A 19,059-nucleotide genomic window follows, 5' to 3' on the forward strand; every position below is an offset into this window, starting at 1 on the left:
AGCTTTTAAAGCCTGCTAGAGCATGCCAAGTCTGTGTAGCGACACCCTTGAGGGTGTCGGCTACAAAAACGAAGCCCTAGCAGAGAGGGGCTAAAGCTTTTAAAGCCTGCTAGAGCATGCCAAGTCTGTGTAGCGACACCCTTGAGGGTGTCGGCTACAAAAACGAAGCCCTAGCAGAGAGGGGCTAAAGCTTTTAAAGCCTGCTAGAGCATGCCAAGTCTCGTGTAGCGACACCCTTGAGGGTGTCGGCTACAAAGCTGACATGCTCCCAAGCACAATTGTGGAAATCGGAATATTCAAGTGAAACTGACTTCCCCGATCTTTGCCAGCAGAGGTTGCCCAAATTTTTCCGCCCAAGCTTTGAATAATTTGGCGACAGATTGCTAAACCGAGTCCGCTACCGCCAATGGTGCGCTGAAGAAATGCTTCTTCTTGATAGAAGCGGTCGAAAATCGATTCTAATTGACTGGGTTCAATTCCTCGACCAGTGTCGATAATAATAACTTCTAACATTTGAAGTTTGTCGATAATTTGGGCGCGAACGGTAATTTGACCGCTGGTAGGTGTAAACTTGCAGGCATTGTCTAAAAGTTTGATCAGCACTTCTGTAAGTCCTTCCCCATCAGCTTGAACTGGTGGTAAAAAATTGGGTAAATCTAAAATAATTTGAGGTAATGTTTCTGGTAAGCGGCGCGTTTTAAGATTGCTGATGACTAAATCCAGACATTCGGGCAGCGAGAGCGGCTCTATTTGCCAGCGTACTAGACCGCTTTCTAACCGCGAGATCCGCAAGAAATCTTGAATTAGCTGTTGCAAACGGTCTGAATCGTTGAGGGCTGTTTGCAGCATTTCCTGTTGCAAGTCGGTCGGGATTTCTGGCGTAGTTGTTAGAGTTTCTAAGCAAATGCGGATGGTGGATAGGGGGGTTCGCAATTCGTGTCCGGCGATCGCAATCAAATTGCGCTGACTGCGCTCGATGGCTTCCAGTTGTCGGTTGAGCGCCTCTAGGTCAGTATAAGCTTGGGCTTGCATGAGGGCAATTCCCACCTGGGCGGCGATCGCAACGACTAAGGCAATCTCATCTGCACACCAAGGATGCGCCTCGCTGCCGCAATAATGGATTTCTAACATGCCAAGCTGGGCTTCTTGATAGCGGATCGGTACTAATAAACAAGAGCGAATTTGCCACTGCTGGAACTTAGCTTGTAACTCCGAATCGCTGCGAATGCCTAAGTCTTGGGAAATATCGGCAATTGCGATCGCTTCATCTTTCTCCAACACTTCTCGAAATAGGGAATGTTCTGCTATCGACCAAATTTCCCCCCGCATGGAAGTAACTTTAACAGCAACCGATTCATATTCAATCGGTAACGTTTGACCAAAGGCATCGCAGCGATAGAGTATACACCGGCATGAGTTAAAGACTTGTCCTAATTCCTGCACCGTTGATATGAGTACCTGTTCCGGATTGAGCGACCGACGGATAAATGCAGTCAGAACATTAATTAGGCGTTCTTTGCCCTCCTGGACGGCAATGGCGCGATAAGCTCTTAGTAGTTTGAATTGACTCGCTTGCAAGTACGCGATCAGGCGTTCTGTAAATAGTTGATCTAGTTGGGGCGAGCGCTTATTTTTGATTTGAACTGAGCTTTTGCGCGTTAAACCGTACCGTTTTAGCGTCTGTTTTACCTCCGATTTCCATTCCGGTCTGTAAGCTAAAATCCTCTCTAGCAATAACTTGGCTGCTTGAAGGCAAACCTGACGGTCAAACGACCAAATACCTCTGAACTTCCGCGCTTGATCTAGTAATGCAGGGTTTTCAGGCGAAACTTGTTCTCGGCAAATTATGCAAGCTGAATATTGCCGATCGATGACAATTAAATGCCACTCTTGTGCTAAACCATCATTAGGGTCAAGGGGAATAGTTATATAAGGAGCTGAAGCTGCTCCAAAATCAGATTCCGGCACAGCCAGCACGTAAACTTGATCCGTGCATTGAGCGATGCGCTGATAGCGACGGACTTCTTGGCGGTAGAATCGCTCCTGTTGAAAATTGGCGATCGCTAGCGGCGTACCTTTCCCGACCAATACCGCATCTTCTATTGCATGGGAAAGCGCCGTCAGGGAAGCCTTGAAGTAGAGCTGAGGACGCAAGTGCGGCCAGCTCTGGCGTAACTCTTGCAACAGAGAATATGAGTTATTCATTACACAATCAACTGGGAAACTTCCGCAGCCACGAGCAGTCTCGAATAGGACGCGGGGAAACCCCATGAATCAAGGGGATTCTATCAAGAAATAGGTTTTTTTGTCTCCACGACTAAAGTCGCTTGGTCTGCGACCAAATGCTTCTATCTTGAGAAGACTTGCTTCTTTGTCAGTGCCTAGTTGTTAGTTCTCGTTGCTAGAAACTAATTCAGCCAAGGTGGCGTCGGTTAAATTAGCCGTACTCAGATCGACCCGATCTAAGTTGACTTCGCTCAGGTTGGCAGCAGACAAATTCGTTCTGGCTAAAATTGCTCTCGCCAAGTTGACGCGATATAAGTCTGTATTGCTGAGGTTAGCACCCGTCAAGTTCGCCCTGCTCAGGTCGGCTCCTGCCAGGTTGGCGTTGCTCAAGTCGGCATAGCTCAGGTCAACTCCTGTCATATCCGCACCGCTGAGGTCGGCATCCCGCAGATCTACCAAGCGCAGCTCAGCTCTGACTAGCACAGCTTTGTGTACGTCCGCTTGGCTCAGCTTCGCCTGAATTAAATTGGCTCCGCTCAAGTTGGCTCTAATCAGGCGCGCGCCACTCAAGTCGGCTCGCCACAGCGTCGCTCCCTTCAAACTGGCTTCGCTCAAATTGCTCCAACGCAGGTTTGCCGCCGATAGGTTGGCAAGAGCGAGGTCAGCTTGCCCAAGCTTGATGCCAGCAAGACAAACTTCGCTTAAGTCAGCTACCCGCAGGTTTGCCTGACGAAATACCCGCTCTCCGGCTGCATAGCTCTTCAGCAGCTGCTCTGGGTTCATAAACTTTGCATTTGAAACTTCTGTGGGGCTTCTAGAACTAAGCATGTCTTGCGATCGCTTAATAACGCCTGTTTTTTTAGATTTGTTTAAGCATTTATTAATCTGCCCGAACAACCCCAAGCCGGTTGCTCTGGTCCCATCCAACAGGATTTCTCCTCGATCAACACTCTCTCAACACCTCTCGATTTCATTATCTTCCCTTAATAAATGTAACACATTGTTAACTAACTTTATATTTTTTTTAAACTATGTTAATATTTCGCGCTTATGTAAGCGATAAGAATTACTTAACACTGGGGTACAAGTAAACTAGGTAACAATCCCATCAGTACAGTACTTGAGGCAAGTTAGCTTCAGACGAATATTCCAGCAGCCAGCAGCACGGTATCAATTTTGTCTTTTGCCTCTTGAGAGGCAAATTATGAAAATATCTTTACAAAAATTGACATATTTTGTTACATTTCTTGTAGGCAACCGGAGAAAGGCTGAGGAAATTCACCATGCAGGCGCAGTTCATTCGCTTTTTGCAAGAAGATATGGAGATTGGGGCTGCTGAGATTGCGTTCGCGCAGCGCCTGCTGGACAAACTGATGCCGCAACAGTCTGTGCAGGACTCAAATCTGCTGGCGACAATACTTTGGCAGTATGGCTTGGTGAATCTGAAACAATTAGACCGGATGTTTGATTGGTTAGAGACAGCTTGAGCCAAGGTAAATCTGTCCTTAGAAATATTGCAGTAAGTTAAGAGTTATGTATTTTTAACCAAAGCAAGCAGTATCATTGAGAACATCCTAGAGAATATAAAGAAAATATTAAATAGCCTGCGTCAGCACCAACGTGAGGACGTAAAGGCCGAATACGGAGGTCGTATTGTATGCAGCTATTGCCGAAACCTGAGAGGGATAGCCGATTGTTGAAGCTATCTGAGTCTGCACAACTACCCGAACGCTCGCAGTTGCAAATGGTCGAGAAAGCAGATGTGGTTGAATGTGCGAATCGCGATCGCGTGGTGATTTTTATTGATGGTGCCAACTTATTTTACGGAGCAGCGCAGCTCAACATAGAAATCGACTATATCAAACTGCTGTACTATTTAACCAAAAGTCGTCGGTTGGTGCGGGCTTATTTCTACACAGGGGTAGATCGCAGCAACGATAAACAACAAGGCTTTCTGATGTGGATGCGGCACAACGGTTATCGCGTCATCACCAAAGATGTAATTCAGCTGCCAGATGGCTCCAAAAAAGCAAATTTAGATGTAGAAATTGCCGTCGATATGATGAAATTAGCCAGCTATTGCGATGGGGTGGTGCTTGTAAGCGGAGATGGAGATCTCGCCTACGTTGTTAATGCTCTGGGGTACCAAGGAGTGCAAATCGAAGTTGTCAGCTTGTACTCCATGACCAGCGACAGTTTAATCAAAGTTGCTGACTGCTACACCGACCTTGCAAGCATTAAACAGGACATTCAAAAAGTGTAGTCTCATCTAAAAATGTTGAATGCACAGATACGGAATATCTGCTCCTATCATGGGGTGTCACCGCGTCCCCACGTCCTCTTCAAGGCGTAGCGGAGTTTGTTAAAGAGTTGTTAAGCGCGTTGGCAGCAGTGACAAGGCAACAATTGCCAGAAAACTGAAGGCACATCCTGTTTCTAGCATTGCCACATATTGAATTTTGGCGGTGCTAAACAATTGCTGTTGCCAAGCTATGATGCCGAATTTGAGCAGTGCTATTCCAAATGCTAAAGCGATCGGTAAAGATAGCCAGCCGAAATAGTAGAATACGGTGATGATGAGAGTTGCGATCGCATGATACACCACTCCCGGAAGCACTGCACTGGTTTTCGGTTTCCGCAGCTTTACAGTAAAAATAGTACTGCAAAAATAAACCGTATTAATCGCCGACAAACCGATAGCAACGGTTGAAATTGTACCCGTGGTAGCAGCATAAGCGAAGCGTGCAGAAAGACATACCGCAGCGAAGGTTACTATCTGATTAAAGATAGATTTTTGTTCGCGGTAGAAGACGGAAATGGCATCGATAATCAACGCGGCGATCGCACCCAAATAAATCCACAGTAATATAGGATATCTTAGGTAAAGAAAGACAGCGATCGCCAGGCAAATTAACCCATAAAATACACCCCAAACTAAAAAGCGCGGCTTCAGGCTTTTTCGTTGTTTTATCTGAACCACGAGGGGATGTTCAGCTTGAGGGCCAAAAAACGCACAAACTAAAGCCAACGTCGTTAAAAGCGTCCAATTTTGTGCCGCTGCTGCACCAGTAATCAAAGAAACCAGCAGCATCACATAAACCCCATGTTCCGGCGAAACAGTTGGTTTATACCACGCTTGGAGGTTAGGTTTTTTTGGGGAAATTTGTTGAGTTTCAGTTGTTGTGGCAGTCATAGGTTGAAAAAGATTAACATTAGTTGACATGTTAACTATTGCATGGTAATAAAATGAGGATTTTGTTGAGTAGGGGCACGGCAGTTGAAGTATTTTGGTTTGAGCAAATAATGTTACTATTGCTGTGCCCCTACTCCCCATATTTAGTTATATCCATCGGATAAAATTGGTTGCACAAACCCGCGTCAAAAATGAGGACAAAATGACCGAACTCAGACTAAACGCAATTACCAGGGACTGGGTAATTATTGCTACCGAAAGGGCAAAAAGACCCGAGGAATTTGCCAAACCTCACAGGGAAACGGTTCCCATGCCTTGCTATAGTCCCACTTGTCCCTTTTGTGCTGGTAACGAAGATTTTACTGAACTAGAATCCTATCGTTTGAACGATAATCGCGGATGGAGAGTGCGTGCTGTTTATAACAAATATCCTGCTTTATTTCCCGTGGGAGAAGCTATTAGGAAAGTCGCAGGTATAAATCGTTCCTTATCCGGAGTGGGATTTCACGAAGTTATTATCGAACATCCCCGACATGACTTGACGATCGCACTGATGGAAATTGAAGACGTAGCCAATATTATCAGAGTTTACCGTCAAAGATATGCAGAAATTAGACACGACCCCCGCATTGCCACAATTATTATCTTTAAAAATCACGGTCAAGGTGCAGGCACATCTTTAGAACATCCTCACTCCCAGCTAGCAGCAACCCCCATTGTTCCTTACCAATTGCGAATTCGCTTGCAAGAAGCGATTCGTTATTTTGACGATACGGGGGAATGTATATTTTGTCGCACAATCAAAGATGAATTGGCAAGCCGGGAAAGAATCATAGCAGAAAGCGAACATTTTGTCGCGTTTATTCCCTATGCGGCGCTTTCACCTTTTCATACTTGGATTTTTCCCCGCCGCCATACATCTTGTTTTGACGATATTACCGATACAGAAATTGGGGATTTAGCCAAGATTCTGAAAACCGTTTTGGCTAAACTTTATTACGGATTGAACAATCCCGATTACAACTATACAATCCGGTCTATCCCAACCGCAGAGGAACGCACCGATTACTTTCACTGGTATATTGCACTCATACCGCGAACGACTTTAGCCGCCGGATTTGAGTTGGGGAGTGGAATGTATATTAATACAGCTTTGCCAGAAGAAAGCGCTAGTTTTTTGCGAGCGGTTGAAATTCCAGCTAATGGCTAATTTCCGAAAGCGTTAGCAAAAATGCCAAATTTTCCTCGGCTTTTAAGCCATGGGGAGCATGAGCATGCATAAAGACAAAGATACCAGGATCCAGTGTAATTTCTCGTCCTTCTAAGGTGAGAATTCCTCGACCTTGAAGGACGTGAACTGTCGCGTTTCGCGTTGAGGTGTGTTCGGAAATTTCAGTGCCAGATGCTAGACAAAATAGAGTGTACTGGCAATTATTGTCTTTCCAGAGAACTTTACTTAGAACTCCCCCGGCGGGGTATTCAATTTGTTCTCGGAGTTGAGTTGCGAAGGATGGGTTAGATACAGTTTTAGAATTCATAATCGATTAGGAATTTTAGACTCTCCCCTTGTTAAGGGGAGCAGGGGGGATCGGATTTTGGAATTAGCCATTAGCCATTAGCCAAATCAAATTCACCGGGAATTGCTTCTAAGTGGAAAATATCTCCCTCGATAATTTCGACTTGATTTTCTAAACCAGCATTGCGGATATTTACCCTCGCACGCGCAACGCTTTCGGGATTTTTTTCCACGCCGACAACGCGGACGCCATAACGTTGGGATAGTGCGATCCCACTCTCTCCAAAACTAGCCGCGAGTTCCAATACTGTCTCGTTTGGTTGAAAATTCGCCCACTCAAATAACTGTTCCTTTCCGCCCGTTCGGAGAATTTTCTTACCTGCTGCTGCTAAGACTTGATGTCCCTGTGCATTTTGAATGTTGACGGGAGTCTGAGTCATGTTCGATGCCCTTCCAACTCAGTGGTATCTTTAGTTTGGCAAATTCTGGCGATAACGTCTTTGAGGTAGCTGATATTAATCGTGTTAAGATCGTGATATCGCAATAGTGTTAGAAACAGGACTTACGCAAAAAAAACAAAGGGCGATCCGAAAAATCGTGAGTTTAGAGGCGCTCTATTGACGCATCACCTTTGTTTTTGGCCCCGCCTGCGTAAGTCCTGAGAAAAATACCAATATCTGCCAAGGAGATTAGCGTGTGAGCATTGTTCTCGCTCAAGAGATCGTTCCTTTGCGTCAGGATGAGAAAGCAGCGATCCGAGTCGGTAATTCAAGAGTTTTGCTGGAGATGGTAATTCGAGCGTTCCAGGATGGTGCATCCGCAGAATCTATTGTCCAGCGTTATTCATCTTTGTCACTATCCGACGTTTATCTCACGATTGGCTACTATCTTCGACATCGAGACTTAGTAGAAGCGTATCTGAATCAGCGCCAGCAGTTGGCTGAATCTATCCGTCAGCGTTTGTCGAGCGTTCAACCCGATATTAGCCTAATTCGTTCTCGCTTACTTGCTCAACAACAATCTCAAGGTTAGTTATGCTGAGGTTGTTGAGCGATCAAAACTTTAATGGCGACATCGTTCAATGGGAGAGCGGTGAGGATTGATAAAATAAAGCTAGGCACTTTGGAGTAATAACATGGCTACCTTAGAATTTCAAGCTAAAGTTGAGAATGGCATCATTGTCATACCTGAAGAGTATAAGCAAGAGTTGGCAGAAGCTAGCACCGTCAAAATCGTTGTATTAAAGCAGTATAAAAAACCAACAGTGCAATTCGATATCATGGACGAACTAGCGCAAAACCCTATTCGAGTACCAGGAATTCGCTCAATTACCCGTGAAGAAATGCACGAGGGATAAATGATGAGCAATCAACTCTGTTTTATCGACTCCAATATTTGGCTTTATCTCCTCATGGTCGAGCCAAACTCTGTTGAGGCTGAAGAGCTTAGAAAACGGTCTTTGGCAATCGATTTAATCAATAATGTCAATGGTATTGTCAGCAATCAAGTCATTAATGAGGTTGGCTCTGTCTTGTGCAGAAAAGCTTCATTTACTGAAGCTCAAATTCAGCAAGTTATCCAATCCTTCTATAGCCGAGTTGCAGTAATAGAGCTAGACTACGACATTCTCATGAATGCATCTGATTTGCGGACTCGATACGGCTTTTCGTTTTGGGATGGTTTGATTGTTGCCAGCGCATTATCTGCAAATGCCGATATTCTTTACTCAGAAGACATGCAAGATAACTTGGTCATCGAGTAACAACTCACAATCATCAACCCCCTCAAGTAAATGGGTTCGCGCAGCGGAAGGGAGGCATATCGCTGTCGCGCAAAGGAGGCATAGTTCTTTTTTACCGAACATTTAAAGCAACCAGAAACCAAGTTTTAGGAAAATCCCACTATGCGGCGTAATATTAAATTTTTAGCCTTGATTATCGGAGCGTTATTAACGCTTATACTTTCTACTCTGCCGCTTTCTGCTCAAACAACGCTTACAGAACAATCGAAATTAGCGATTGATGGTATCGGCCCCGTGCGGGTTGGTATGACGATTGCAGAAGCCGAACGTTCTGCTAGGACGCGGTTTGTAAGCAATGGACGACTAGACAATTGCTACCACATTCGACCGCAACGGGGGCCGCAAGGATTAGAATTCATGGTCAAGAGTCCTCACCAAGAGGGGCCTATAAATCGCGAGGTTGACCGCATTGTTAGAGTAGAAGTTGTTAGCGGTGGCATTACCACGGTGCGTGGAGCAAAAATTGGAGATACGGAAGAGCGAATTAAATCCCTTTATCCGGGGCAAATTCGGGTAACTACCCATGAATATACAGGTCATAAAGGCGGACATTACTTAACTTTTATTCCGAAAGATGAGCGCGATCGCAACTATCGGTTAGTATTTGAAACTCTCAATAACCGGGTAACTATATTCCGCTCAGGGAGACTCCCAGAAGTTGAGTACGTTGAAGGGTGTGCCTAATAGACTTCGACCATATCTCTTGTGGGATAGGCGACACGAGCAGTCAAAGAGTTTCTTTTTTGGAGAAGTCTAATGATATGATGTTTGTTAGCAATGGTTATGCAAGTGTTTTTGACGGGAGTAGGGGCGGGTTTTACGAAATATCTTCGCGCTTGAGCGCCCATAATAAATTAACCCGCCCCACCTGACTGAGTGGTAAGCAGACAGTTAGTCAAGTGGCACACTTTATTTGATCAGTTATTGGCTTTATTCAATTAAATTTTATCACTAAAAAGTAGACAATCAATTATCTGGCATAGTCAGCTAATCCGGAAAAATTATTCTGACTAGAATTGCGCTAAAAGTCCAGAGAAATCGGTTTATGGCTACGTTCGCGCCTCAAGGAAGCACCGCCCACAAGCAGCATCGGTGCTATTGTATCAATCCTAGTTGTAAACATCCGCAAAATCAAAGTGATGCCCTTGTTTGTCAAAGTTGTGGCTCCAAGTTGTTGCTGCAACAGCGATACCGATCGATAAAACCCATTGGTCAAGGTGGCTTTGGCAGAACTTTTTTATGTGTAGATGAGTCAAAACAATCCCAAAGGCTTTGCGTAATTAAGCAGTTGTTTCCCCTACACCAAAGCACTAACAATTGGGAAAAAGCGTCAGAATTATTTCGTCAAGAAGCTCAGCGTTTAGAAGTACTTGGCAAACATTCCCGAATTCCAGAATTGCTGGCGTATTTTGAGCAAGATAACCACCAGTATTTGGTGCAAGAATTTATTGATGGCGAAAACCTAGCTCAAGAACTTGCACAGAAAGGGCCTTTTACTGAAACCGAAATTCGGCAACTGCTCAAAAGTTTGTTGCCCATTTTGCAACTGATGCACAACCACAAGATTATTCACCGGGACATTAAACCGGAAAACATTATTCGCCGTCGTAGAGATGGTGAATTCGTGTTAGTTGATTTTGGTGCAGCTAAGTATGCGACTGAAACAATGTTGGGCAGAACGGGGACGGTAATTGGTTCGGCGGCGTACACGTCTCCAGAACAAACAAAAGGTAAAGCAATTTATGCGAGCGACTTGTATAGTTTGGGTGTTACTTGTATTCATTTGCTGACTCAGATACCGCCTTTTGATTTAAGCGATACGAGCGAAGATACCTGGGTGTGGCGGCATTACTTGAAAACGCCAGTTAGTAATTCTTTAGGTAAAATCATCGACAAAATGCTAGAAAGTGCCACCAAACGGCGCTACCAATCAGCAGATGAAGTCCTCAAAGATTTGAATGCAATTTCCCTGCCAAATGCCAAAGAAAACTCTCAGAACAAATGGCTGATAATGGCTGCTATGGTGCTGTTAGGATATGGGGGATTGAGGTATTTGGCATCTCCGGTAGTCCAGCAGGTTTCCAACCCCAATAATCCGGCGGTGATGGAGGGATTCAAAGAGCGATCGCTACCCGCGCCCAAGGAACCCGGTTTGTTTGCTGAGGTAGATGGAAAGCAGCAAGTCTTCCCATTACAACACACCGAAGTGGTAGCCAAAGTTGCGGGAAATGTTTCGCGGGTGGAGGTAACGCAGACGTTTACCAATCCGTTTAACGAACCTTTAGAAGCGGTTTATAATTTTCCCCTCCCCGATGACGCAGCAGTGGATGACATGGAAATTAAAGTAGGCGATCGCGTCATCCGAGGGCTGATTAAAAAACGCCAAGAAGCGAAGCAAATTTACGAACAAGCTAAACAAGAAGGAAAAACTGCCGGTCTTTTGGAACAAGAGCGAGACAATATTTTTACCCAATCTTTAGCTAATATCAAACCAGGAGAAAAAATCTATGTCACTATTCGCTATACCGACAGCCTCAAGTTTGAGGGGGGCAACTACGAATTTGCTTTCCCGACAGTAGTAGGACCGCGCTATATTCCAGGAAATAACCAAGTTAAAGATGCTTCCCGCATCACTCCGCCAACAGTTTCACCCGCAACGAAATCTGGACATAATATTGCCATGACCGTGGAAATTGAAGCGGGGTTGCCAGTTAGCAACGTACAGTCACCTTCCCATCCAATTCGCACTACACAAGACCGACGCATTTTGCGCGTTCAGTTGAGTAATCCAGATACAATTCTGAACAAAGATTTTATTCTCCGCTATCAAGTGGCTGGTAATGAAACTCAGTCCACAGTATTAAGTCAAGCCGATGAACGAGGCGGTCACTTCGCTACTTATTTAGTTCCAGCGGTGGAATATCAAAACAATGAAATTGTACCCAAAGATGTGGTATTTCTCATCGATACTTCTGGTTCTCAAGCAGGCGCACCCATCGAACAATCTAAGGAATTGATGCGCCAATTTATTAATGGGTTGAATCCTAACGATACGTTTACCATCATCGATTTTGCCAATACCACGCAGCAGCTTTCTGCCACACCTTTACAGAATACACCGCAAAATCGTGCTAGAGCGATCGCATATATCAATAACCTACAAGCCAATGGCGGCACTGAATTACTCAATGGCATTCAAACTGTATTAAATTACCCATCTCCACCAGAGGGACGCCTGCGGAGTGTGGTCTTACTAACTGATGGTTTGATTGGTGATGATGAGCAGGTAATTGCAGCAGTTCAAACGCGACTAAAACCGGGGAATCGACTTTATAGTTTCGGTGTGGGGTCATCAGTTAATCGCTTTTTAATCGACCGCATCGCCGAGGAAGGACGGGGTACATCGGAAGTTTTACCACCGAACGAACCTGCCCAAAAAGTAGCCGAAAAGTTTTTCCAGCAAATTAATAATCCCGTCCTGACAAATATTCAAATTAGTTGGTCAGGTGCTGGGAAACCGCCAGAAATTTATCCATTAAAAGCACCCGATCTATTTGCTAATCAGCCATTAGTATTGTACGGACGCAAAATTGACCGCCAATCCGGTACGCTGCGAATTACTGGCATTGCGGCGGGTGGTAAACGCTATGAGAAAATTTTGCCAATTGAATTTGAGGGTGGTGGGAATAGTGCGATCGCTCAACTTTGGGGTAGAGCAAGAATTAAAGATTTAACCAATCAAATGTATCGCGCTGAAACTTCTCAAGGCGTCAAAGCTGTTACCGATACCGCACTAGCTTATCGGTTATTGTCTAAATACACCGCCTTTGTTGCTGTCACTCAAGAAGTGCGAGTCGATCCCTACGGTAAGCGGCAGCAGGTACAAGTGCCAGTGGAAATACCAGAGGGGATGAATGCCGAACAAACTAACAATAGAGTAGTCAACCCAACACCAACACCCAACTATACGCCTACGCCAGCACCCAGATCTGCACCATCTTTTAACTTTCCCAGTTCTAGCAGTTCCGCACCAGAACCCAACCAAATCTTGGGCAACATTCTGGCAATTCTCTTGCTGGGGATATACTTTGCCTGGAAGCGATTAAAAGTAAGTCGAATTATTCCACCTCGCAGTTAATACAGTCGATTGCTTTTCGAGTGAAGTACAGCCTTTTGGCTTCGTTTGTGTAGCGGCAGCATTAATGCTGCCGCTACACAAACAAAGGTGTACCTCATACGACTGCAACCCGCTATATCAATTTTAATTTTAAATCTGTTTTTTGAGTTCTTTTTGTAAAACGATAAAATAGCAAAATATCCCGAAAATTAGCACAGCGAGCGTAGAAAATATCAGCGAACCATCTCCTTGATGCCAATAATCAAACGCGGATTGATTAGATAAGGCAACTAAAACCGCCATCAGCGCCACCCTTACCCCATTAACTGCAAATCCCAGAATTACCGCCGCACTCAATAGCCAAATTTTTTGTTTCCAGCTAGTGGGAACCATGACAAAAAGAACAAACGCCCATCCTAATAGCTGAAGTATAATTCCGATGCCGGAACAGCCTGGAGCTACTTCTAAAGCTCCAGTTGGCAGAATGATAAATATCCCCTGTAGATTAACTTGAAATCCTAGACTCCAAAGCAGGAAAGTGGCAAATTTAGCGGTTAATAAAGATAATGCAGATAAAAAATGAGTGTATGGTAAGAGCGACTCCCAAGGTATAGCGATCGCACCCAGTAGGAGCAATTGTTGCCAATATTGCTTTAATCGCTTAAACCCAGAAGCAACAAGACCCATGCCCATTCCTAAACTGAGCGGTGAAACGCGAAGGAAAAGGTCATTTTCAAACAAGTAAGTACTCTGAAACACCACTAAACTAATTAACAATATGCCCAACCACCTCGAAAAAACATCGCTTTCTAGATTTAAGGCGTGACGCTTTTTCCAAATCTGCAACGCGACTGCAACCCAAAACAGGATAGCAGCAGTCAGCAGGTTTGTATTTCCACTTTTCCAAGTCAAAGTGAGATGCAGCGTCATTAAACCCGCTGATATACCCAACAGCCAAAATTTTAAATTTTTGCTCTGTTGAATTTGACTCATTAATCTAAAATTATCTCACCCGAATCCAACCTAACACTCTACACCTACATTTGTCGAAGTACTTAGAGATCGGCGATATGCTTCCCTTCCGCTGTAGGCGTGAAGCGCAGCTATCGCTCCCAGAATCCCACTCTCTCCAAAACTAGCCGCAAGTTCCAATACTGTCTCCCCCGCTTGAAAATTCGCCCACTCAAATAACTGCTCTGTAGCAGACTTTCCGCACGGTCAGAGAATTTTATGACCCGCTGCGGCTAATACTTGATGTCTCTGTGCAGTTTGAATGTGTTTTCGCTTACCATGTATTTAGGAAATGCAACTTGAATGACGGAGGTAGGTGATATGACTAATTCCGCCCTCAATAGAGAAGAAATTGCTCGCCGTGGCAAAGAACTCTATGAAAACAGTATCCGTGCCAATGTGGAAACAGCAGAGAATATTGGCAAAATTATCTCGATCAATGTGGAAACTGGCGACTATGAAATAGGAGACGATCTAGTAGTTACCAGTCGTCGATTGCAAGCTAAACAAGCTGATGCAACCATTTGGGCAGAAAGGATTGGCTTTAATGCTGTCTATGCCGTTGGTGGTACATTGATGAGGACTGTAGGGTGATGCAGGGAACTGTAGTTGGATTCCAGGCAAGAATTGGTGTAATTTTTCGTGTCCCAGGACAAGAAGATCTACTAGAAATTGAGTGTGTTGTTGATACAGGCTTTGAAGGTTTCTTAACCTTACCATCTGCTGCGATCGCTCAGCTTGGGTTGCCCTATCTTGCCCAAATCAATGCCAACCTAGCCGACAACTCCAATGTCGCAACCGATGTTTACCTAGCAACTGTTGTATGGAACGGTGTAGCGCGCGATATAGCAGTTCTAGCAATGGGCCGTCGTCCACTTATTGGCACAGCACTGCTTCAAGATTATCATCTCAGCATAGATTTCTGTGAGGGCGGTACAGTTCTAATAGATGACATTTTGTGAGCTTTTATTTATTTGCTACAATCGGAAAAGTAAAAATTAGAAATTCAGGAAGGAGGACAATGGCAACTTGGTCTAGTGAAAGCGCGGGAAAGGAATCATGTCCTGAATGTGGGTCAGTCTATGAGGTGACAATCCACTACTTTCCAATGAGAGATTCAGACTACTTCAACTGTGAAGTATGCGGTTATGAAATGCAGCGATGGAATGACACTGCATCCCCTAGCTTTAAGCTTGTTGAGCGCGGTCAATCGCGCAAAAACGAAACCACTTAATTGTTTAATACGTTTGTTTTTGGGTTAGATAGTCGCAAGTTAAACTACGAATAACGATAAATTATGAAGTTCAATGTAACACTCGATCGTGACGAAGATGGGGTTTGGATTGTAGAGTGTCCTAGTATTCCTGGTTGTGTCAGTCAAGGTCAAACCAGAGAAGAAGCTCTCGAAAACATCAAGGATGCGATCGCAGCTTGCCTCCAAGTCCGTGCAGAACGTGGCTTACCGCTTACCATAGAGACGCAGCAAGTAGAAGTGGTGGCATAGCATTACATCTGCTCTTCCTGTCCTCAGCGGGCGTGAAGTCGTCCGTGTATTTGAATCGTTCGGTTGGCAGTTTGCACGTCAAAGTGCAAGTCACATCATCTTAGTTAAGGAAGGCGAGACAGCAACCCTATCAGTTCCAGATCATCGTGAGGTAGCAAGGGGAACGCTGCGTAGTCTCATCCGTACTGCTGGGTTGACAGTTAATGAATTTGTTGCCGCTATTTGATCTTGCGGTAAGTGGTTTAACTTAGTCGTTAGACCACTTGAGTTATACTGGGATGATCGAGTTTGGGTTGTCTATATGCGATCGCCTGGAACTCATTAGTGTCATCATTAGCTATTGGAGCAGTTGGAATCATCCGGAAGTTGAGCTTAAAAATTTATGGATAATCTTTCTGCTATAGCAGATAGGTCTAAGCTGTTCAATATACTAGACTTAATAGGGCGTTTTTCATCCCAAAAAATTAAAGATTCATAGAAGTCTATTGCTAATCTAGAAGTTAAAAGCATAAATGTTTTTTCAGCAGCTTTTTCATCCTCAAAACTAAGGAAGTAAACGGTATCATCAAAGACAGTAGCTTTATTATTTGTTTTCCCAATCAACCGAAAATCTAGTTTTTTATAGAGTCCGCAAATTGCAATTTTCCAAGGCGCGAATGTATACGATCCGACTCCAAATATAGAAAACCGAGAACTTCTTTGATAAATTTTGCTTTTTCTACTATCTAGATACTCTGCATGAGTTTCCAAATAGTTCCAAGTTTTAGGAGCTAACTTTTGTATATATTCAGTAGACTCACCAATAAATCTTTGAGTAACTAAGACATATCGCTCGACAATTTCTGTGCGGTTTTGAGCAACATCAGAACCTTTAAGCAAAGGAAACAGGCAAGTTTCTTCAAGATTGACAACTTCTCCCAGTCCATTCACAAAACTATCATCAACTTTACGAAGTTCCATTACACTTGAGCAATCATGCTTGATGCCAGAACGCCACTTTTCTCCCTGCTGCGGATTATATAAATATTTTAATTTATCAAAAGAAGTTATATCCTTAATAAGAATATTATTTCGATAGCCTATTCGATAATAAGTATCAGCTTCAAGACTACTGAACACATCACAGAAATAGTTTTGCGAATCTGAGTCAAATTTGCAAACTAGGAGACAGGCATCAACATTTGCATCAAAATATTTTTTGGCGTCTATTTTGTAAGTTGCACAGTAAGCAATATTTAAGTTGCGGGAATGTATATAACTCAATATTTTTCGGGAAACAGAAGTTTTACATAGCATTGCCAGATAAGCTTCGCGCTTTTGCAACCATTGAATAGATTGAATCAACATCCACTCAGAAATATCAAAGTTGCTCTTACCTGTAATTGCATCTAAACCACTGCAATTTTTAAAATTACTTTTTTTTGGTAAGTTTTTACTGCCAATCGCGCCTTGCTGAGAATTAGTGACCCAAGGAAAGTTTCCCAATACTAAAATTTTAACCTCAATTTTATTGATCAATGAATACCAATCAAACTCAAAAAAATCTCCTTGCTTAATCGCAATTCTTTCATCTTGTGAAAGTTGCTTCTTGTTTTTGATTTCTTGTAAGTGGTTTGGATTGATTTCAACTCCGATAATTTTACTAGCTAATTGAAATGAACGTGCAGCAGCTTGAATAAAGTTACCTATGCCGCAGGTTGGCTCAACAATAACATCAGGACTCACACCCAGATATACCAGTTTATGGCAAATTTTCTCGGTTAACTCCAGAGGAGTTTGGAAGTCTCCGTATTCTACTTTTGTCTTAGAGGCAACTTGAATCATGGGATTGCCCTATAAACAGCAACTATACCTTCTTCTTGCCCAGCACGCTCAATCACTCTTCCGTATTGAAGCCGCCATTGCAAGGCATTGGAAATTGTTAAAAATCCTTGGAGAGGTGGATTTCTAAGTATTTCGTCTGCAATATTTCCAGCCTCAATTTCATCAACAGGCAAATTTCGATCAAACATAAATGCAATCAAGTCGTCTTTATTCCCTTCATTGTCCAAAATATTACGAATCCCACGAGTCATTTGGAAATCTGCCGTTCTTTCAGCACTCACGTAAATCCTGTGCAAAATAGTTAAAGTTGCTGTTCGGTTTATGCTGTCGTCGGCTTTATCGTAAACAAAAACTATCAGCGAATATCCCAGACCAAAAATCTTTTGTCGTGCAGATTTAAAGGGGCATGACGACTGCGGTTGTCTGACGCTAGTTACTTTTACGTCAACAAGCAAACCTGGAAAGTCGATGCCACTTGCTGAATTGCCTTCCAAAAACTCATATTTTTGCTTTAAATAAAGTTTGAATTTTTGTTCCAGGTATGTTCCAACAGCTTTACCGTCTGTGACACCATAGAGTATGGGTTCTGGATGCTGAGACTCGGCTGCTGAAAAGATTGCTGCTTCAGCGCATAAGGTTTCTACCGTCAAAATTGCCATGGGCATAGCTAAAAGTTTTATCCAGGATCGCACCAATCTGTGCCCCGAAGAAAGCATCTATCAATTCGCGTTTCAAAAATTAAACCGCCTGCATTTTTGGCAACACCTCCCGCATCAAATCCCCCTCAACTTTATCGGTCACCACCACTTCACCAATGCGAGTAGGCAGGATAAATCTTACCTTTCCATCTTTGACTTTCTTATCAGTTTGCAATGTATCAATCACCGCTTCAATATCCAAACCTGCTGGTAATTGTGTCGGCAATCCTGCCTTTTTAATCAACCCATCTTGACGTTCTGCATCTGCTTTATCCCACATTGACAAATGCACCGCCAACTGTCCCGCCGCTACCATGCCAATCGCCACGGCTTCCCCATGATTTACTAACTTATATCCCGTCAAACTTTCGACTGCGTGACCAATCGTATGACCGTAATTTAAAATTGCCCTCAATCCCGATTCTTTTTCGTCTTTGCTTACCACATCTGCCTTCGCTTGGCAAGATTTATTTAGGATTTGTTGCAATAATTCCTGACTGATATAGCGGAATTGATCCAATCTTTTAGACGCTTCTAAACTTTCAAACAATTCTGCATCCCAAATTACGCCGTATTTAATCACTTCTGCCATTCCGGCGCGAAATTCTCTCGGTGGTAAGGTATTTAAGACTTGGGGGTCGATTAACACTAATTTTGGCTGATAAAATGCCCCAATTAAGTTTTTCCCTTTGGGATGATTGACGCCAGTTTTACCGCCAATCGCTGCATCTACCATCGCCAGCAAGCTGGTGGGTACTTGGATAAAATTAATACCGCGCAGCCACGTAGCGGCGGCGAAGCCTGTCATATCGCCGATGACGCCACCTCCCAAGGCTACCATTGTCGAGGAGCGTTCTAGACGGTTTTCGAGGGCGGTGTTATAGATTTTTTGGATGGCGGTGAGGGTTTTGTATTGTTCGCCTGCGGGGAGGATGCAGGTAGTGACATCGTACTCTGCCCAGTTGAGGGATGCGTACGCTTTCTCCCCATAATGCCGGAAAATGGCTGGATTAGACACCAACAGCACTTTTTTCCCCAGCTTTAACCCTTGCATCATCTCACCCAACTTGTCTAAGTTATTGGGTGCGATCGCAATATCGTATGCTTGTTGCGGTACATTAACATTTATAACGGATTCCATATCAAAACCTAAAAGAAACAGGAGAAAC

Annotated in this window: 21 protein-coding genes and 2 pseudogenes; 13 read left to right on the top strand and 10 right to left on the bottom strand. The window is 43.8% G+C overall.

What is annotated here, in order from left to right; genetic code table 11:
• Window positions 1-249: 249 nt before the first annotated feature.
• Both MiSe_RS31410 and MiSe_RS31415 read right to left on the bottom strand, forming a co-directional pair.
• Window positions 250-2,205, bottom strand: coding sequence for a DICT sensory domain-containing protein (locus MiSe_RS31410; protein WP_226587540.1), 1,956 nt, complete (start codon window positions 2,203-2,205; stop codon window positions 250-252).
• 183 nt (window positions 2,206-2,388) lie between these two features.
• Window positions 2,389-3,153, bottom strand: a complete 765-nt coding sequence (locus tag MiSe_RS31415; protein ID WP_226587541.1) for a pentapeptide repeat-containing protein — start codon at window positions 3,151-3,153, stop codon at window positions 2,389-2,391.
• Window positions 3,154-3,509: 356 nt separating this feature from the next.
• Here MiSe_RS31415 and MiSe_RS31420 point away from each other — a divergent pair, with 356 nt between their 5' ends.
• Window positions 3,510-3,713: a DUF2949 domain-containing protein gene (locus MiSe_RS31420; protein WP_226587542.1), complete on the top strand. Its 204-nt coding sequence runs from the start codon at window positions 3,510-3,512 to the stop codon at window positions 3,711-3,713.
• Between the two features lie 170 nt (window positions 3,714-3,883).
• Window positions 3,884-4,489, top strand: coding sequence for a LabA-like NYN domain-containing protein (locus MiSe_RS31425; RefSeq protein ID WP_444980576.1), 606 nt, complete (start codon window positions 3,884-3,886; stop codon window positions 4,487-4,489).
• Window positions 4,490-4,588: 99 nt separating this feature from the next.
• Here the strand turns inward: MiSe_RS31425 and MiSe_RS31430 are convergent, their stop codons facing one another.
• On the bottom strand, window positions 4,589-5,419 hold the full coding sequence (locus MiSe_RS31430; RefSeq protein ID WP_226587543.1) for a YwiC-like family protein: 831 nt from the start codon (window positions 5,417-5,419) through the stop codon (window positions 4,589-4,591).
• 166 nt (window positions 5,420-5,585) lie between these two features.
• On the opposite strand from MiSe_RS31430, the gene galT reads away from it, so the two are divergent.
• Complete coding sequence (gene galT / locus MiSe_RS31435) at window positions 5,586-6,629, top strand: galactose-1-phosphate uridylyltransferase (protein WP_307731575.1); 1,044 nt, start codon at window positions 5,586-5,588, stop codon at window positions 6,627-6,629.
• Here the strand turns inward: galT and MiSe_RS31440 are convergent.
• Window positions 6,619-6,957, bottom strand: a complete 339-nt coding sequence (locus MiSe_RS31440) for a cupin domain-containing protein (protein ID WP_226587545.1) — start codon at window positions 6,955-6,957, stop codon at window positions 6,619-6,621. The genes galT and MiSe_RS31440 overlap by 11 nt on opposite strands.
• Window positions 6,958-7,042: 85 nt before the next feature.
• Window positions 7,043-7,375, bottom strand: a pseudogene (locus MiSe_RS31445) (SAM-dependent methyltransferase); the annotation flags it as partial.
• 256 nt (window positions 7,376-7,631) lie between these two features.
• Here MiSe_RS31445 and MiSe_RS31450 point away from each other — a divergent pair.
• From MiSe_RS31450 to MiSe_RS31470, 5 genes are all read left to right on the top strand, one after another.
• Window positions 7,632-7,967 (top strand): DUF433 domain-containing protein, encoded by a 336-nt coding sequence (locus tag MiSe_RS31450; protein WP_226587547.1) that lies wholly within the window; start codon window positions 7,632-7,634, stop codon window positions 7,965-7,967.
• A 103-nt stretch (window positions 7,968-8,070) separates the two neighbouring features.
• A complete protein-coding gene (locus tag MiSe_RS31455) occupies window positions 8,071-8,292 on the top strand; it encodes a hypothetical protein (protein WP_226587548.1) in 222 nt (73 codons plus the stop codon).
• On the top strand, window positions 8,293-8,697 hold the full coding sequence (locus tag MiSe_RS31460; protein WP_226587549.1) for a PIN domain-containing protein: 405 nt from the start codon (window positions 8,293-8,295) through the stop codon (window positions 8,695-8,697).
• A 141-nt stretch (window positions 8,698-8,838) separates the two neighbouring features.
• Window positions 8,839-9,420 carry a hypothetical protein gene (locus MiSe_RS31465; RefSeq protein ID WP_226587550.1) on the top strand — a complete coding sequence of 194 codons (582 nt, stop codon included), beginning with the start codon at window positions 8,839-8,841 and terminating at the stop codon, window positions 9,418-9,420.
• Between the two features lie 361 nt (window positions 9,421-9,781).
• Entirely contained in the window at window positions 9,782-12,874 is a 3,093-nt protein-coding gene (locus MiSe_RS31470; protein ID WP_226587551.1) for a protein kinase domain-containing protein, read from the top strand.
• A 129-nt stretch (window positions 12,875-13,003) separates the two neighbouring features.
• On the opposite strand, the gene crtA is transcribed toward MiSe_RS31470, so the two are convergent.
• Window positions 13,004-13,846, bottom strand: coding sequence for a cyanoexosortase A (crtA, locus tag MiSe_RS31475; RefSeq protein ID WP_226587552.1), 843 nt, complete (start codon window positions 13,844-13,846; stop codon window positions 13,004-13,006).
• A 123-nt stretch (window positions 13,847-13,969) separates the two neighbouring features.
• Window positions 13,970-14,149, bottom strand: a pseudogene (locus tag MiSe_RS54095) (SAM-dependent methyltransferase); the annotation flags it as partial.
• 36 nt (window positions 14,150-14,185) lie between these two features.
• Here MiSe_RS54095 and MiSe_RS31480 point away from each other — a divergent pair.
• From MiSe_RS31480 to MiSe_RS31500, 5 genes are all read left to right on the top strand, one after another.
• Window positions 14,186-14,458, top strand: coding sequence for a hypothetical protein (locus MiSe_RS31480; protein WP_226587553.1), 273 nt, complete (start codon window positions 14,186-14,188; stop codon window positions 14,456-14,458).
• Entirely contained in the window at window positions 14,455-14,826 is a 372-nt protein-coding gene (locus MiSe_RS31485; protein ID WP_444980577.1) for a clan AA aspartic protease, read from the top strand. Before MiSe_RS31480 ends, MiSe_RS31485 begins: the two co-directional genes overlap by 4 nt.
• 59 nt (window positions 14,827-14,885) lie before the next feature.
• The gene (locus MiSe_RS31490; RefSeq protein ID WP_226587554.1) at window positions 14,886-15,098 is read left to right on the top strand and encodes a hypothetical protein; all 213 of its coding nucleotides are present in this window, start codon (window positions 14,886-14,888) and stop codon (window positions 15,096-15,098) included.
• 63 nt (window positions 15,099-15,161) lie between these two features.
• On the top strand, window positions 15,162-15,368 hold the full coding sequence (locus MiSe_RS31495) for a type II toxin-antitoxin system HicB family antitoxin (protein ID WP_226587555.1): 207 nt from the start codon (window positions 15,162-15,164) through the stop codon (window positions 15,366-15,368).
• Between the two features lies 1 nt (window position 15,369).
• Window positions 15,370-15,594: a type II toxin-antitoxin system HicA family toxin gene (locus MiSe_RS31500; protein ID WP_226587569.1), complete on the top strand. Its 225-nt coding sequence runs from the start codon at window positions 15,370-15,372 to the stop codon at window positions 15,592-15,594.
• Window positions 15,595-15,740: 146 nt separating this feature from the next.
• Here the strand turns inward: MiSe_RS31500 and MiSe_RS31505 are convergent, their stop codons facing one another.
• The 3 genes from MiSe_RS31505 to aroB all read right to left on the bottom strand — a co-directional run bounded on the left by MiSe_RS31505 (window position 15,741) and on the right by aroB (window position 19,031).
• Entirely contained in the window at window positions 15,741-17,192 is a 1,452-nt protein-coding gene (locus MiSe_RS31505) for a class I SAM-dependent methyltransferase (RefSeq protein WP_226587556.1), read from the bottom strand.
• Window positions 17,189-17,851 (bottom strand): type II restriction-modification system restriction endonuclease, encoded by a 663-nt coding sequence (locus tag MiSe_RS31510; RefSeq protein ID WP_444980578.1) that lies wholly within the window; start codon window positions 17,849-17,851, stop codon window positions 17,189-17,191. The genes MiSe_RS31505 and MiSe_RS31510 overlap by 4 nt, the downstream gene beginning before the upstream one ends.
• A 79-nt stretch (window positions 17,852-17,930) precedes the next feature.
• Window positions 17,931-19,031, bottom strand: coding sequence for a 3-dehydroquinate synthase (gene aroB, locus MiSe_RS31515; RefSeq protein ID WP_226587558.1), 1,101 nt, complete (start codon window positions 19,029-19,031; stop codon window positions 17,931-17,933).
• Window positions 19,032-19,059: the final 28 nt, after the last annotated feature.

It is taken from the genome of Microseira wollei NIES-4236 (assembly GCF_020521235.1).
Lineage (GTDB): Bacteria > Cyanobacteriota > Cyanobacteriia > Cyanobacteriales > Aerosakkonemataceae > Microseira > Microseira wollei.

Excerpts from the sequence above, each read along its gene's own strand:
- MiSe_RS31410 (WP_226587540.1), bottom strand. The coding sequence starts at position 2,205 with ATGAATAACTCATATTCTCTGTTGCAAGAGTTACGCCAGAGCTGGCCG.
- MiSe_RS31420 (WP_226587542.1), top strand. The coding sequence starts at position 3,510 with ATGCAGGCGCAGTTCATTCGCTTTTTGCAAGAAGATATGGAGATTGGG.
- MiSe_RS31425 (WP_444980576.1), top strand. The coding sequence starts at position 3,884 with ATGCAGCTATTGCCGAAACCTGAGAGGGATAGCCGATTGTTGAAGCTA.
- MiSe_RS31430 (WP_226587543.1), bottom strand. The coding sequence starts at position 5,419 with ATGACTGCCACAACAACTGAAACTCAACAAATTTCCCCAAAAAAACCT.
- MiSe_RS31440 (WP_226587545.1), bottom strand. The coding sequence starts at position 6,957 with ATGAATTCTAAAACTGTATCTAACCCATCCTTCGCAACTCAACTCCGA.
- MiSe_RS31455 (WP_226587548.1), top strand. The coding sequence starts at position 8,071 with ATGGCTACCTTAGAATTTCAAGCTAAAGTTGAGAATGGCATCATTGTC.
- MiSe_RS31460 (WP_226587549.1), top strand. The coding sequence starts at position 8,293 with ATGATGAGCAATCAACTCTGTTTTATCGACTCCAATATTTGGCTTTAT.
- MiSe_RS31465 (WP_226587550.1), top strand. The coding sequence starts at position 8,839 with ATGCGGCGTAATATTAAATTTTTAGCCTTGATTATCGGAGCGTTATTA.
- MiSe_RS31470 (WP_226587551.1), top strand. The coding sequence starts at position 9,782 with ATGGCTACGTTCGCGCCTCAAGGAAGCACCGCCCACAAGCAGCATCGG.
- crtA (WP_226587552.1), bottom strand. The coding sequence starts at position 13,846 with ATGAGTCAAATTCAACAGAGCAAAAATTTAAAATTTTGGCTGTTGGGT.
- MiSe_RS31480 (WP_226587553.1), top strand. The coding sequence starts at position 14,186 with ATGACTAATTCCGCCCTCAATAGAGAAGAAATTGCTCGCCGTGGCAAA.
- MiSe_RS31490 (WP_226587554.1), top strand. The coding sequence starts at position 14,886 with ATGGCAACTTGGTCTAGTGAAAGCGCGGGAAAGGAATCATGTCCTGAA.
- MiSe_RS31495 (WP_226587555.1), top strand. The coding sequence starts at position 15,162 with ATGAAGTTCAATGTAACACTCGATCGTGACGAAGATGGGGTTTGGATT.
- MiSe_RS31505 (WP_226587556.1), bottom strand. The coding sequence starts at position 17,192 with ATGATTCAAGTTGCCTCTAAGACAAAAGTAGAATACGGAGACTTCCAA.
- MiSe_RS31510 (WP_444980578.1), bottom strand. The coding sequence starts at position 17,851 with ATGGCAATTTTGACGGTAGAAACCTTATGCGCTGAAGCAGCAATCTTT.
- aroB (WP_226587558.1), bottom strand. The coding sequence starts at position 19,031 with ATGGAATCCGTTATAAATGTTAATGTACCGCAACAAGCATACGATATT.